This window comes from Streptomyces sp. NPDC059875 (assembly GCF_042731085.1).
Lineage (GTDB): Bacteria > Actinomycetota > Actinomycetes > Streptomycetales > Streptomycetaceae > Streptomyces.
This window is the reverse complement of the sequence record NZ_JBHWJZ010000009.1, coordinates 89,671-103,034: the sequence shown is the minus strand read 5'-3', so window position 1 is coordinate 103,034 and position 13,364 is coordinate 89,671. Positions and strand designations below refer to the sequence as shown.

Annotated in this window: 15 protein-coding genes; 14 read left to right on the top strand and 1 reads right to left on the bottom strand. The window is 70.4% G+C overall.

Annotation, left to right across the window (positions count from 1 at the left end):
- The first annotated feature begins 147 nt into the window (after positions 1-147).
- Together ACFV9D_RS14040 and ACFV9D_RS14035 are read left to right on the top strand one after the other, a co-directional pair.
- Positions 148-438: a hypothetical protein gene (locus ACFV9D_RS14040; RefSeq protein ID WP_385145106.1), complete on the top strand. Its 291-nt coding sequence runs from the start codon at positions 148-150 to the stop codon at positions 436-438.
- A 95-nt stretch (positions 439-533) separates the two neighbouring features.
- Complete coding sequence (locus ACFV9D_RS14035) at positions 534-863, top strand: hypothetical protein (RefSeq protein WP_385145316.1); 330 nt, start codon at positions 534-536, stop codon at positions 861-863.
- Between the two features lie 47 nt (positions 864-910).
- Here the strand turns inward: ACFV9D_RS14035 and ACFV9D_RS14030 are convergent, their stop codons facing one another.
- Complete coding sequence (locus tag ACFV9D_RS14030; RefSeq protein ID WP_385145104.1) at positions 911-1,726, bottom strand: hypothetical protein; 816 nt, start codon at positions 1,724-1,726, stop codon at positions 911-913.
- A 249-nt stretch (positions 1,727-1,975) separates the two neighbouring features.
- On the opposite strand from ACFV9D_RS14030, the gene ACFV9D_RS14025 reads away from it, so the two are divergent.
- From ACFV9D_RS14025 to ACFV9D_RS13970, 12 genes are all read left to right on the top strand, one after another.
- Positions 1,976-2,167 (top strand): hypothetical protein, encoded by a 192-nt coding sequence (locus tag ACFV9D_RS14025; protein ID WP_361761353.1) that lies wholly within the window; start codon positions 1,976-1,978, stop codon positions 2,165-2,167.
- A 143-nt stretch (positions 2,168-2,310) separates the two neighbouring features.
- Positions 2,311-3,078 carry a hypothetical protein gene (locus ACFV9D_RS14020; protein WP_385145102.1) on the top strand — a complete coding sequence of 256 codons (768 nt, stop codon included), beginning with the start codon at positions 2,311-2,313 and terminating at the stop codon, positions 3,076-3,078.
- A 68-nt stretch (positions 3,079-3,146) separates the two neighbouring features.
- Complete coding sequence (locus ACFV9D_RS14015) at positions 3,147-4,349, top strand: phage tail protein (protein WP_385145100.1); 1,203 nt, start codon at positions 3,147-3,149, stop codon at positions 4,347-4,349.
- Complete coding sequence (locus tag ACFV9D_RS14010) at positions 4,346-5,605, top strand: tape-measure protein (RefSeq protein WP_385145098.1); 1,260 nt, start codon at positions 4,346-4,348, stop codon at positions 5,603-5,605. Before ACFV9D_RS14015 ends, ACFV9D_RS14010 begins: the two co-directional genes overlap by 4 nt.
- 56 nt (positions 5,606-5,661) lie before the next feature.
- The gene (locus ACFV9D_RS14005; protein ID WP_385145096.1) at positions 5,662-6,585 is read left to right on the top strand and encodes a phage distal tail protein; all 924 of its coding nucleotides are present in this window, start codon (positions 5,662-5,664) and stop codon (positions 6,583-6,585) included.
- Positions 6,586-6,620: 35 nt separating this feature from the next.
- Positions 6,621-7,820, top strand: coding sequence for a hypothetical protein (locus ACFV9D_RS14000; RefSeq protein WP_385145094.1), 1,200 nt, complete (start codon positions 6,621-6,623; stop codon positions 7,818-7,820).
- Between the two features lie 62 nt (positions 7,821-7,882).
- Entirely contained in the window at positions 7,883-9,076 is a 1,194-nt protein-coding gene (locus ACFV9D_RS13995; protein WP_385145092.1) for a hypothetical protein, read from the top strand.
- 24 nt (positions 9,077-9,100) lie between these two features.
- A complete protein-coding gene (locus ACFV9D_RS13990; RefSeq protein ID WP_385145090.1) occupies positions 9,101-10,246 on the top strand; it encodes a hypothetical protein in 1,146 nt (381 codons plus the stop codon).
- Positions 10,247-10,256: 10 nt separating this feature from the next.
- The gene (locus ACFV9D_RS13985) at positions 10,257-11,393 is read left to right on the top strand and encodes a hypothetical protein (protein WP_385145088.1); all 1,137 of its coding nucleotides are present in this window, start codon (positions 10,257-10,259) and stop codon (positions 11,391-11,393) included.
- Positions 11,393-11,965 carry a hypothetical protein gene (locus tag ACFV9D_RS13980; protein ID WP_385145086.1) on the top strand — a complete coding sequence of 191 codons (573 nt, stop codon included), beginning with the start codon at positions 11,393-11,395 and terminating at the stop codon, positions 11,963-11,965. The genes ACFV9D_RS13985 and ACFV9D_RS13980 overlap by 1 nt, the downstream gene beginning before the upstream one ends.
- Before the next feature lie 16 nt (positions 11,966-11,981).
- Complete coding sequence (locus ACFV9D_RS13975; RefSeq protein ID WP_385145084.1) at positions 11,982-12,374, top strand: ATP-binding protein; 393 nt, start codon at positions 11,982-11,984, stop codon at positions 12,372-12,374.
- 69 nt (positions 12,375-12,443) lie between these two features.
- The gene (locus ACFV9D_RS13970) at positions 12,444-13,355 is read left to right on the top strand and encodes a peptidoglycan-binding protein (protein ID WP_385145314.1); all 912 of its coding nucleotides are present in this window, start codon (positions 12,444-12,446) and stop codon (positions 13,353-13,355) included.
- Positions 13,356-13,364: the final 9 nt, after the last annotated feature.

The window sequence follows — 13,364 nt, the reverse complement described above, 5'->3', positions numbered from 1 at the left end:
CGCCCCCCCGGGGGCCACCTAACATTTCACCCCCCCCCATACCCCCCCCCCGGTCTTACCCCCCCCCCCCGGGGGGGGCCCCCCCCCCCCCCCCCCCCCCCCGCCCCCTCTCCTCTTCACTCACTCGAACAAGGAGTACGCATCACCATGGCCCGTTTCGACGTCAACGCCGCTCGCGCCCAGCGCCTGGAGGCCACCGGCAACAGCTGGTCCTTCGAACTGGACGGCGAGAGCTACACCCTTCCCACCGAACTCAGCCGCGCGACCGCCAAGGCGCTGCGCAAGCTCGACGACAACGACGTGGACGGCCTGCTCGCGCTCCTGATGGGTGAGAAGCAGTTCAGCCGCTTCGAGCAGCACGACATCACGATGCAGGACATCGCCGCCATCCTGGAGGCCTACGGCAAGGAGACCGGGCTCGGCCTGGGGGAAGACTGAGCCTCGTCGAGTTCGTCGACGAACACGCCGAGGCCCTTGAGGCGGATCTCCTCCGCTACTACCGCGTCGATCTCCTCGACTGGCACCGGGGCGAGCTGTCCAGCCGACGGCTCAGTGCGCTGATCACGCATCTGCCGCGGGACAGCGCCGTGCAGCGGGAGCTGCACGGCGAGGCCGCGGAGTGGTCGGTCACCGACCATCTCCTCGCGGCGGTGGTGGACCATCTGGCCGTCGCCAACTGGATGTTCCAGTGTGTCAACACCGGCGAGGACGGCGATCAGCCCGAGTACCCGACGCCCGTCCCGCGTCCGGACGTCCAGGACGAGTACGAGGACGATGACGAGGAGGAACAGGACGAGGGCTCCACGGAGGCGAGTACCCACGAGATGGTCTCCCCCGGAGCGCTCGCCCGGTTCTTCGGCTGATCCCGCGTCCCGATGCCGCATCCCCCGGCCCCCGGAGCCCGTTCCCGTCAGGGAGCGGGCTCCGGGGGCGCTTCCTGTGCTCGGTCGGCGGTCAGTTCCTCCTCCAGGGCCCTGGCCCGCTCCGACAGCCTGCGCCCCTTGCGGGCGCGTCCGTCCGGCTCCGCCGGCTCGGAGGCCGCGCGGTCGCTCCCGGATCCCGTCTGTCCGGGGACCCCGGCGAGCGGCGGGACGATCGGGCGGCCCCCCTTGCCGCGTACGACCTTCCGAACGGGCTGCGCGGTCCTGCGGGTGCGGCTCTCCTGCGCGGTCGGCAGGACGTCGCGTTCGGTGGCGGGTTCCTCCACGTGTGGACGGGTGCCCTCGTCGTGCTGCGGAGGGCCCGCGTTCGCGTGCTGCGGCTCATCCTGCGGAAGGTCCTGCTCCGGTCTGCGGTCGAGGAGTTCGCGCTCCGTGCGCATCCGCGCCTCGGTCTGGAGGACGACGGCGGGCGGTTCGAGGAGTCGCGCGAAGGGCAGCGGGATGACGCGGGCGCCGTCGCCCTCGCCGGCGTCCACGCGTCGCTGCGGGCGGCGGATTCCACGCGCGTCACCCTGACCCTGCGCGTAGGCGTCGGCCACGCGCTTCTCGTACTCGCGCCGTATGCGCGGGAGTTCCTCCGACATCGCCTCGGCCCAGCCGGCGGTGAAGGCGGCGGCCTCGCGACGGTCGACCACGGACCTCGGCATCACGACCAGGTCCTCCGGTGCGTACCCGTAGACGTGGACCAGTTCGGAGAGCCGTGCGAAGAGGTGAGGCAGATCCGGGTGGGACTCGAGCCAGTCGATGACCCGCTCCCGCCGGTTAGCGCCCGGCTCCGTGTCCATGCGTCCGCACTGCCTTCCAACCCCCCGGGGTCCCCCACGCGCCCCTCGCGCCCCTTCGCCCCCCGGCTGTGTCGGGTCCGGGGAACGCGCCCTCCAGAGTACCCGGTCGAACACAAGCTCCGATCGAGGACCAATCCCTCGGGAGACAAGGCCAGAAGACACGCCGTCAGACGTTTCAGGCTCGACAAGCTCGAACCTCTGTTCGACAATGCTTCGTACGCACGTTCGATCGCCGGAAGGCAGGGCACCATGACGTCTCAGACCGGGGGAAGCCGTACCGGGAGCACGCTCCACGATCGCCTCAACGCGTTGCTCCAGGGCCCCGGTCCCCTCGACAAGCGCGCACTGCTCGCCACCCTCGACGCAGAGGTCGCGGCTCGCGAGATCCGCGCGTACACGGCGGGGTGGAACGACGCCCTCGCCGAACTACGCCGCCGCTGACACCCGTACGCCACACACGCCACGCCTCGCCGGGCGGGAACCCCCGCCGGCCACGCACATGAGCCGCCTGCGCCCTTCGAGGGCTGGGCGGCTTCGGCGTTTCCGGGTGCGCTTCGGCACGACATCTCGAATCGAGGACAGCAATGGCAGCTCCCACGCCGCCCCCGCCGAACCCCAACACCCCCAACGCCCCACAGCAGCCCGGTTCGCTCTGGTACGCCCCCTGGATCAGCGAGGCCGATTACAAGAGCACCAAGGAAGCGGCCTTCGGCTGGACGAGTACGGTCACCGCCGTCAAGGCCGACATCACCCTCATCAAGGCGGAGTTGTCCGGCCTCGCCGTCTTCTCGCTCGGCGCCAGCATCTTCAAGTTCGATTACACCTGGTTCAAAATGGACGAAAAGGGTGTAACCATCAACGGCCGCCAGCGGTACGGATGGCCGTGGGCCGACAAGGCCAAGCACTTCAACGTCGCGGCCGAGCAGCAGAACCGCAAGCTCGTCGCCGAGCAGAAGGACATCAAGGAACAGCTGCGCCGGCTCACCGCCGCACAGACCAACGCGACCGAGAGGCGCGATGCGCTGGGCCGGGCCGAGACGACCCGCGACGACGCGCGGCGCCGATACCGCACCGAGGGCACCGCGGCTTCGCTCGAAGCCTTCCTCGAAGCGGAGAAGAACTACCAGAAGGCCAAGAAGGCAGCCGACAAGGCCGAGAAGGAACTCGACCGGGCCAACCGGAAGGCCAAGAAGCTGTCCGACCAGGCCGCTCAACGCTTCGACGACGCCAAGCGATTCATCAAAGCGGAAGACGACGCGAAGAAGCAGTGGGCGAAGGACGGCGCCAAGGTCGTGACGGACGACCTCAACCGCCTGAGGACAGCACTCGGAGAGGCCGCGATCCAGGCCTGACCGCCCACGCCTTCCGGCCGGCGGCCCCCCTCCTCGCCTCCCGTTCCCCACACTGAAATCAGGTGACCATGTCCCTCAGCAGAGCACTGGCCGGCACCTCGTCGGCTCTCAGGAACCTCAAGACCAACGCCGAACAGAGCGCCCAGGCCGTCACCCGCGTCGGCAACGGCTCGAACTCCGCATCGAGCAAGGTCAAGCAGCTCAAATCCTCCGCGCAGTCATCGTCCTCCCAGCTCAAGAGCCTCAAGACGGCCTCGGATCAGGCCGAGCGTTCCATGGCCAAGGCCGGCCAGACCGGCCAGTCCGCCGGAACCAAGCTCGGAAAGTACGAGTCCGGCGCAGGCAAGGCGGCCAAGGGCCAGGACAAGCTCAACAAGTCCATGAAGGGCAACTTCCTCGCCCGCCTGATCGAGCTGTTCATGCCGCTCATCGAGAAGGTCGTCGAAATGGCGACGCGCTCGAAGACGATGCAGACGATCATGAAGAAGGCCTTCAGCGCCATCAAGACCGTGATCAGCTCGGTCATGAAGGCCATCGGCCCGATCATGAAGAAGGCCGGCCAGCTGATCAAGACGGTCTGGAACGGCATCAAGTCGGCCATCTCCACGGTCGTCAAGGCCGTCGCCACCGTCATCAAGACCTACGTGAAGATCTGGAAGACGGTCATCACCACGGTCATGAAGGCGATCAAGACGGTGATCAGCACCGTCTGGAACGGCATCAAGGCCGTCATCACCCCGGTCGTCAACTGGATCAAGACCGCGATCCCGAACGCCTTCCGGGCCGTCAAGGACAAGATGTCGTCCATCTGGAACGGCCTCAAGGACATCGCGTCCCGGGCGTTCAACGGCATCAAGAGCGGTGTGTCGGGCCCGATCAACGCCGTGATCGGCCTGATCAACCGGATGATCGGCAGCCTCAACCGGGTCAAGGTCAGCGTCCCCGGCTGGGTGCCGCTCGTCGGCGGCAAGACCTTCGGCGTCAACATCCCGACCATCCCCATGCTCGCCACCGGTGGTGTCGTCATGCCCCGCCACGGCGGTGTCCCGGCGATCCTCGCCGAGGCCGGCGAGGCCGAGGCCGTCCTCCCGCTCTCCAAGCTGGACCGGCTGCTCGCCCTCACCGCCCGCCGCGCCCAGATGACGGCCCGTACCGGCCTGGCCGGCGCCGCGGGTGCAGGGCTGCACATCGAGCACTACCACGCGGCCCGGGGCAGTGACCCGCAGTCGACGGCGGACGCGCTGATGTACCTGGCGAAGGCGCGCGGATGAGTGCCGTCGGCCTGACACCGATCTACAGCAACCGGCTGCTCGCCGGTGTCCCCGCCGCGATCCGCAATCTGCGCAGCACCATCAAGCCCGCCAACACCGCGCTCGGCACGCTGACGCGAGCACTCCGCGGCGCCACCGGCAAGGCCGGTCGCCTCGCTTCGGAAGCCCGTGGCGCCACCACCGCTGTCACGCGTTTCCGTACCGATGCTGCCTCCGCGGGCGGCTCGGTCACGAAGCTGAGCCGGTCGTCGGCCCAGCGCGGCGTCACGTCCTTCGGCGACCGGGCCGGCCGGGCGAAGTCGGTACTCGCCAAAGTCGGTGCGGGCGTCACGGCGATCCTCACCATCCTGATGCCGCTGCTCCCCTTCACCGATGTCCTCGTCGGTCTGATGGCCACCTACGGCACCGCCATGACCATCGCCGCCGCCGTCGTGATGGCCATCAATGTCGTCATGCGGGGAAACCCGCTCGGGTTCCTCATCGGCGTCATCCTGCCCGTCGCGGCGGCCCTGATCACGTACGCGGTGAACAGCGAGACCGGCCAACGGATCATGCAGCAGGTCTTCGCGCAGGTCCTGAAGGGCTTCCAGTCGGTGTGGACGTTCCTCCAGCCGATCATGAAGCTGCTCGGTCAGGCCGTCGGGACCTACTTCAAGGCATATCTGACGCTGTTCACCACCGCGCTGAAGATCGTCGGATCCGCCATCAGCGGGTTCTCCCACGTCCGCACCTCCGTCAATTCCGCCTCGAACGCCCTGCGCGGGATCGCCTCCAGCTCCATGGGCGGGATCAAGAATGCCGTCCGGCCGATCCTGACCTTCGTCACCGACAAGATCCCCGGATTCTTCCGCACCGCCAAGGACGCGGTCAGCGGGGCCATGCGCGGAATCGGCGATCTGATCAAGGGCGCGCTCAGCACCGTCGTCGGTGTCGTCAAGGGACCGATCAACGGTCTCATCGCCTTCGCCAACTGGATCATCGACGGCCTCAACAAGCTGAGTTTCAACCTCCTCGGCAAGAAGTTCGGCGTCGACCTCGACAAGATCCCGATGCTCGCCGACGGCGGTGTCGTCTTCCCCGGGGCCGCGGACGCTCCGCGCATCGACCCGCTCACCGTGCTGGAGAACCGCCGCGTCCCGGCCGCCGGCGAGCCGCCCCGACCGCCGCACCGGATACGGGACTTCCACGAGAAGCCCGGCGCCGGACCCCGGTCGACCGCCGAGGACCTGCTCTTCCTCGCGGCCTCCCACCGCTGACCGCTCAGCGCCGACCGCCCACCTGACAGCCTCTCAGAAGTGAGGTGACGGCCCCCATGGCCGAGACCACCACCGCATACGCCGGAAACACCTACACGGCCGACCTCGCGCCCGGCTCGCTGATCACCCAGGACGGGCAGATCCAGTGGGCCGGGCTTCTCATCGGCCCCGGCACCCCGTTCGCCGTCGACCGTTCCGGTCTGACCGGCTGGGAGGACCTGCCCGAGTACGACTCCTCCGACGCCGACCGCCCGACCTCGCACGGAGCCTGGCCGGGCTCCCGGTACGCCAAGCCGCGCAAGGTCGGCGGCACGATCGTGCTGATGCCGGAGTACAGCGCGGCCACCCAGGCCATCCGCGCCCTGCGGCAGGCGCTCGCCCTGCTCGACGAGGAGCGCTGGCTCACCATCCGGCTGCACGGCGAACTGCTCGCCGTACGCGCCCGGATCGCCCAGCGCGTGGTCCCCGCCGACCAGGGCTTCGCCACCCAGGGCAGCTCGAAGATGTCGATCCAATGGCTCGCGGCCGACCCGCGCCGCTACGCCGTCAACGAGCAGGTCGCCTCCACCACCGCCCCGCAGCCCGAGTCCGGCCTCACCTGGCCGCTGACCTGGCCCCTCAACTGGGGCGAGGCCAAGTCGACCGGCGACGCCGTCGCCGAGAACACCGGCTCCGCCGCCACCCACCCGGTGATCACCTTCCGCGGCCCGTGCTCCATGCCGACCGTCACCGAGCGGGGCAGCCGGCGCCGCCTGCGGTACGCGATCGACCTGGCCGCGGGCGAGGAGCTCGTCGTCGACACCGCCGGCGGCACGGTCACGCTCAACGGCACCGCCTCCCGCCGGCACACCGCGATGGCGGACTCCAGCCCGGAGGAGCTGTTCCTGCTCGAACCGGGGCGCACCGAGCTGTCCTTCCGGCCCGACGAGGCCACCGAGGACGCCCTGATGACGGTCCGCTGGCGCAGCGCCGACTGGTGACCCACCCCCGCCCACTCCACCGAAAGAGGTGAACCATGACTGTACGGGCCGCCTGGCTGCAGTCGACCGGTCAGACCCGTGAGGACACCCGCCTCACCCTGGCCGCCCTGCTCACTCCCAGTGGTCAGTCCCCCGAGGAGACCCCGCTGCGCTCCCGGCCGGGCATCGTGCCGGGCGGCTTCGTCCTGACCGGGACCGCCGCGATGCAGTGCACCATCGGCACCGGCCGCGCGATCGTCCAGGGCAAGGACACCCGTCAGGGCGCCTACCTGGTCAGCGCGATCTCGCCGGAGACGATCACCATCGAGGACGGCGATCCGCAGTACGACCGGATCGATCTGATCGAACTGGCCGTCGTCGACGACGCCTACGACAAGACCGGCACCACCGACGCCGTCATCCGCCTGGTCAAGGGCGCCCCGCACGCCAACCCCGTGCCGCCGGCCACGGGCCCCGGCAGCACCCTGCCGCTCTACACGGTCAGGGTCCCCAAGGGCATCTCGGCCGGCAACGGCGGCATCGCCTGGACCACCACCGCGGTCACCACGCAGCACTGGCCGGTGGTGGCGCTCGGCGGCATCATGCCCACGAGCGGCTTCAAGGGCGCGTACGTCGGGCAGTACCGCGACTCGGGCGGCATGCTCCAGCGCTGGGACGGTACGGCCTGGGTCGCGTACCCGAAGGCGATCGGCGGCATCGCGCCCGGCACACAGGTCTCGACCGGCAGCTACCCCGGCCAGTACCGGGACGACTCGGGAATCCTGCAGCGCTGGGACGGCTCGGCGTGGCAGTACGTCGAGGGCACGGGGAAGATCCTGTTCGCCGCCACCCAGTGGCTGTCCGCCCAGCAGCAGACCGTCCAGCCCAACACATGGACCCCGATCAACCTGCCGACCGTCGAGGTCGACGACACCAACAGCTGGAACGGGACCCACACGTACGTCGTGCCGCGCAGCGGCATGTGGCGGATCGCCGCACACGTCACCTGGGCCAACGACGGCCAGAGCGGCATGCGCGGCGCCCGCGTCACCGTCGGCGGCCTCGGGCAGTCGCGGCTGACCTGGCTCGGTCCCGCCGGCAACGGCGCCGTCTCCGTCGGCGGCTCCGGCCTGATCAGGCTCACCGCCGGCAACACGGTCCAGCTGACGGGCCTCCACAGCCACACCGCTGCGATCAAGACGCTCGGCGGCTCCGGCTACGCCTGTGCCCTCACCGCCGAGTGGCTGAAGTCCTGACACCCCCACGTGCTGACACCCCGACGCCCTGACGCCGTCCCCTCCCCCGATTGGAGAACCCCATGAACCTGCGCAGCAGCTGGGTCGCCGAGACCGGCCAGACCCGTGAGGACACCCGGCTCACCCAGACCGGTGCCACCACCATGCTCAACCCCGTCCAGGTCCGCTCCGGCATCCTGCCGGGCTCCTACACCGGCCAGTACCGGCTCTCCGGCTTCTGGATGACGAACGCCTCCGCCATGTCGGCGACCGTCTCCGAGGGGCGGGCGGTCATCCAGGGCGAGATCTCCCAGGGCGTCTACCCGGTGACCCTGCCGACCTCCGAGACCGTCACCTTCGCGCCGGGCAACCCGCAGTACGGCCGGGTCGACCTCGTCGTCCTGCGGATCTACGACCGGCTCTACGAGGGCCAGCGCAACGAGGCCGTGATCGAGGTCATCGAAGGCGTGGCCGAGCAGACGCCGAAGGCGATGCCCGTCCCGCCGCGCAGCCTCCCGCTGTACGAGGTGACCGTGCCGGCCGGCGTCAGCGCGGGCAACGGCGGCATCCCGTGGGCCACCGCGCTCAAGGACCTGCGCAGCCCGGTCGTGGCCGTCGGCGGCATCGTGCCGGTCGAGGGGCCGGTGACCCCCGGTGCGTACCCGGGCCAGTACCAGGACACCGCGGACGGCCAGTTCCAGCGCTGGGACGGCGGCAAGTGGGTCTCGTACCCCGCGGGTGTCGGCGGCATCATCCCGGCCTCCGCGAGCACCCTGTCGGCCAGCTACACGGGCCAGTACCGGGACTCGGCCCTCGGCCAGCTGCAGCGGTGGAACGGTTCGGCATGGCTGCCGGCCGTGCCGGGACCGGCCTACAACGAGTCGCAGGACCACGGGACCACCACATCGACGACGTACACCCCGACCCTCGCCGACCGTGCGATCAACCCCCTGACCGTGACCTTCACCGCCCCGCCGTCCAAGACCGTCCTGATCGGCTTCGGTGCCCGGGTCGCGTCCACCAGCGCCGACCACTACGCGTACCTCAACGTCCGGGTGACGCAGGGCTCGACGGTGGTCCTGGACACCACGGACGACGAGCGCGCGGCGGTCTGCGCGAGCCCGCACTCCACCTCGATCGCCACCTCCGTGCGCCTGCCGAACCTGACTCCGGGGCTCCCGTACACGGTCACCGTCGTGCACCGGGTCGTCGCCAACACCCTGGGCCTCAAGGCGGGCTTCGACAACGTCTTCGTCCGCGTCGACCCGCTGGCGTAACCACCCCTCTCAGGAGACACACCCATGGTTCTTCGTACCGGCTGGCTCTCGCCCACCGGGCAGACCCGCATCGGCACCCGTCACACCGACATCGGAGCGACCACCCCCGCCGGGCCCCTCAGCGCCCGCTCCGGCATCATGCCCGGCACGTACGACGGCAAGTTCCGCGTCGGCGGCCTGTGGATGAGCGGCAACGGGCCGATGACCGCCACCCTCTTCCACGGCCGGGCCGTCATCCAGGGCCCGGCCGCCCAGGGCCCGTACCACGTCACGCTCGACTCGGACACCGTCCTCACCTTCGCCGACGGCAACCCGCTCCATCCGCGCATCGACCTCGTCGTCCTGCGCGTGTACGACGACCAGTTCGACGGCTCGCAGAAGAGCGAGGCCACGATCGAGATCCTCCAGGGGGAGGCGAAGGCCGTTCCGGAGCCACCGGTCGCGCCGGCCCTCTCGCTGACGCTGTTCTCGGTCAAGGTCCCCGCCACGGCCTCCGCCGGTACCGGCGGCATCCCCTGGACCACGCCGGGGACCGTCTCCGACCTGCGCGTCACGACCGCGGGCGTCGGCGGGATCATGCCCGTCTACAACAACGCGGCGGTGCCCGGCAGTTACCCGGGCCAGTACCAGGACAACGACAACGCCCACTTCCTGCAGCGCTGGGACGGCACCGCCTGGGTCGCGTACCCGAAGGAGATCGGCGGCATCGCGCCCAGCGGCACGGTGTCCACCGGTGGTTACGTCGGGCAGTTCCGGGACGCCGGCGGCACGCTCCAGCGCTGGAACGGCACCGCGTGGGTGAACTACCACCCGCCGTACGACATCGAGGTCGCCAGCAACGGCGCGACCGCGGCCACCGGCTGGGGCAGCCCGTCCTTCTCCGCCCGGCGTACCCGCGCCGGCGTCGTCATGGTGCGCTTCGGCGTCACCCGCACCGGCGGGACGATCACCGCCGGCGCCGACGGCCGCATCGCCGACCTGCCCCTGGGCAACCTGCCGGCCGGCTGGTCTCCGGCCATGTCCTTCGAGACGACGGCCTCCGACACCGACGGCTCCGGGGCCGCCACGATCGCGGCCACCACCTCGCTGGTCACCCTGCGCGACTGGAGCCCCAACGCGACCATCCCCAACGGCCGGACCGTGTGGGTCTCCGCCACCTACGTCCTGTAAGGGGGCCGCCATGGCACTCGAAACGCCCTACCGGGCGATCTTCTGCGACCTGATCACCGACCAGACCCTCGACATCCTGCCCCTGCGGGACGTCTCCTTCGACGACTACATCGGCAAGGCCGGCTCGCTCTCCGGCACCATCCCCATCCCCAACAAGGACATCGCCGACCGGGTCAAGAAGGTCCGGGAGGGCCGCACCGCGGTCTACCTGGAGCGCGGCGGCGACCTGTGGTGGGGCGGCATCGTGTGGACCGCCACCCTGCAGTCCAGCGGGCGCGGGGTGCTGACCCTCGGCGTCCAGGCCGCCACCTTCGACTCGTACGCGAGCCGCCGCCGCATCCGTACCGACATCTCGTTCACGACCCCGACCGACCAGCTGGAGATCGCACGGCGGCTGTGGAAGGAACTCGACGTCCAGGACGACCCCACGGTGCCCCTGCCGGAGGGGAAGCAGCCGCGCCGCCTCGGGATCACCTACGGCACGGAGGAGTCCGAGGTCCTGCGGACGGCCTCCTGGCGCAACGGCGACGAGACCGTCTACCTGGAGGCGCTCGACCAGCTGGCCTCACTGCAGAACGGCTTCGAGCACCAGATCCTCGTCTACCGCGACCCGACCGACGGCAAGCGGGTCAGGCAGCTCCGGCTCGGCTGGCCCAAGATCGTCAACGGTGCCACCGACCTGCTCTTCGACCGGCCCGGCGTCATCCTGTCGTACTCCTTCCCGTACGACGCGACCCGCGGCGGCACCACCGCGCTGGCCCGCGGGGCGTCGACGAACTCCAACGCCGGTACCGAGTCCCGGCCGATCCACTCCACCCAGCAGGTCGCCAGCGATCTGCTCGCGGACGGTTGGCCGCTGATCGACCTGTCCTCCGACCACAACGAGGTCACCGACACGCTCACCCTCGACTCGCTGGCCAAGCGGGAACTCGCCGAGGCCCAGGGCGCCGTCGTGATCCCCTCGATCAGCATCCATCTCGGCGGGGTCGTCCCACCGGCACTCATCGGCCGCATCGCCCGCATCCGGATCACGGACGAGTGGTACTCCCAGGGCCTCGACGCCCGCTACCGCATCATCGGCGTCAAGGTCACTCCCCCGGAGCGCGGCCGCCCCGACACCGCCGAGCTCTACCTTGAGGAGGCCTGATGCCCCAGCTGCCCGAGGACATCATCGACCGGCTCAACCAGATGGAACGCCGGCTCAAGGCCCTGTCCACGGCCGTGAACACCCGGCCGGCGGTCAGCGAGATCCGCCCGCCCGCACAGACCGGCAGCGTCACCATCAACCGGCCGCTGTTCCGGATCTTCGACGGCTACGGCCACGAGATCTTCGCGGACGACATCATGACCGGTGGCCTCGCCCGGCCCTGGCTGCAGCTGATGCCGCCGATGAACGTCGACAAGGCCCACTGGCCCTCCACCACCAGCGCCACCTTCACCACGGTCGCCAGGTCCTTCAACCCGATCTGGCAGCCGAAGCTGCGGCTGTCCGTGAACACGGCGGTGTCCTCCGGCGCCACCGGCCAGGTGAAGGTCCTGGTCGACGGCCAGCAGTTCGGCCCCGCCGTCACCGCCGGCTCGACCTACGACCACACCGGTCTGATCCCCGGCGACATGAACAGCAGGTTCGGCCAGACCATGCTGATCGAGATCCAGGCCATGGCCGGTGGCGGGACCGTCTACGCACAGCCCGTCCTGATCTACGGCACCCAGACCTGATCCTGAGGAGCACACCATGATCATCGACCCCGCACAGCCCTGGGGCGTGGCCATCGACTACGCGGGCCGCGCCGTCGTCACCGAGGGCAGCCACACCCTCGACGTCCGCGTGTACGACAACACCCTCGGCAACACGCTGGAGCGAGACCCGGTCACCGGCCAGTACCCGTCGGTGTACGTCACCGCCCAGACCAGCAAGAGCGGCGTCGGGGACGCCAGCCTGCGCGGCTACGCCACGGTGGTCGTCAACGGCCGGGACGGCGAACCGGTCGCCCCCGACCCGACCGCCGTCCAGAGCGCCGTCACGACCGCCCTCGCCGACTTCGAGACCCGCCGCGCCGCCTACGCCGCGCTCTGCGCGACCTGGGCTCCGCCGGAGCCGGAGCCGGAGCCCGAGCCCGCTCCGTAAGCCCCACGCCCCACCCGTACGCCCGCCGCCGCGCGGGCTTTTTTCATGCCCGCAAGCCTGGAGGTCACCATGGCCACTCCCCTCACCGCGGACCGGCTCGTCGCCGCGCTCCGCGCCGAAGGCGTCAAGGTCGTCGAGCACGACGGCTGGCGCACCCACCACCGCAACCAGGCGGGAGCCTGGGGCCCCGTCGTCGGCGTGATGATCCACCACACCGTCTCCAGCGGCACCGCCTCGTCCGTCGAGCTCTGCTACAACGGCTACGACGGTCTGCCCGGCCCGCTCTGCCACGGCGTCATCGCCAAGGACGGCACGGTCCATCTCGTCGGCAACGGCCGCGCCAACCACGCCGGCGGCGGCGACCCCTCGGTCCTCCAGGCCGTGATCACCGAGACGTACGGGGACCGGCCGCCCGCCCCGCGCCACCACCAGGGCAGCCCCGGCGCCGTCGACGGCAACGCCCGCTTCTACGGCTTCGAGTGCGTCAACCTCGGCAACGGCAACGACCCCTGGCCGGCCGCTCAGCTCGACGCCATCGAGCGGGCGTCCGCCGCGCTCTGCCGCGCCCACGACTGGGGCGCCAAGTCCGTCATCGGTCACCTGGAGTGGTCCGACTGGAAGAGCGACCCGCGCGGCTTCGCCATGCCGGGCATGCGGGACCGGATCCAGCGGCGGCTCGGTGCCGCCCCTGCCAAGCAGCCCCCGGCCCCGCAGAAGCCGGCCGCCCCGCGCTACCAGCCGTTCCCGGGCACCTCGTTCTTCAAGGCGAACCCCAGCTCCCCGATCGTCACCGCGATGGGCCGCCGGCTCGTCGCCGAAGGCTGCTCCGCGTACACCGTCGGCCCGTCCCCCCGCTGGGGCGAGGCGGACCGGCGCAGCTACGCGAAGTGGCAGCGCAAGCTCGGCTTCAGCGGCTCCGACGCCGACGGCTGGCCGGGCGCCATGTCCTGGAACGCGCTCAAGGTCCCGTACACGAAGTAGTCCCGTACC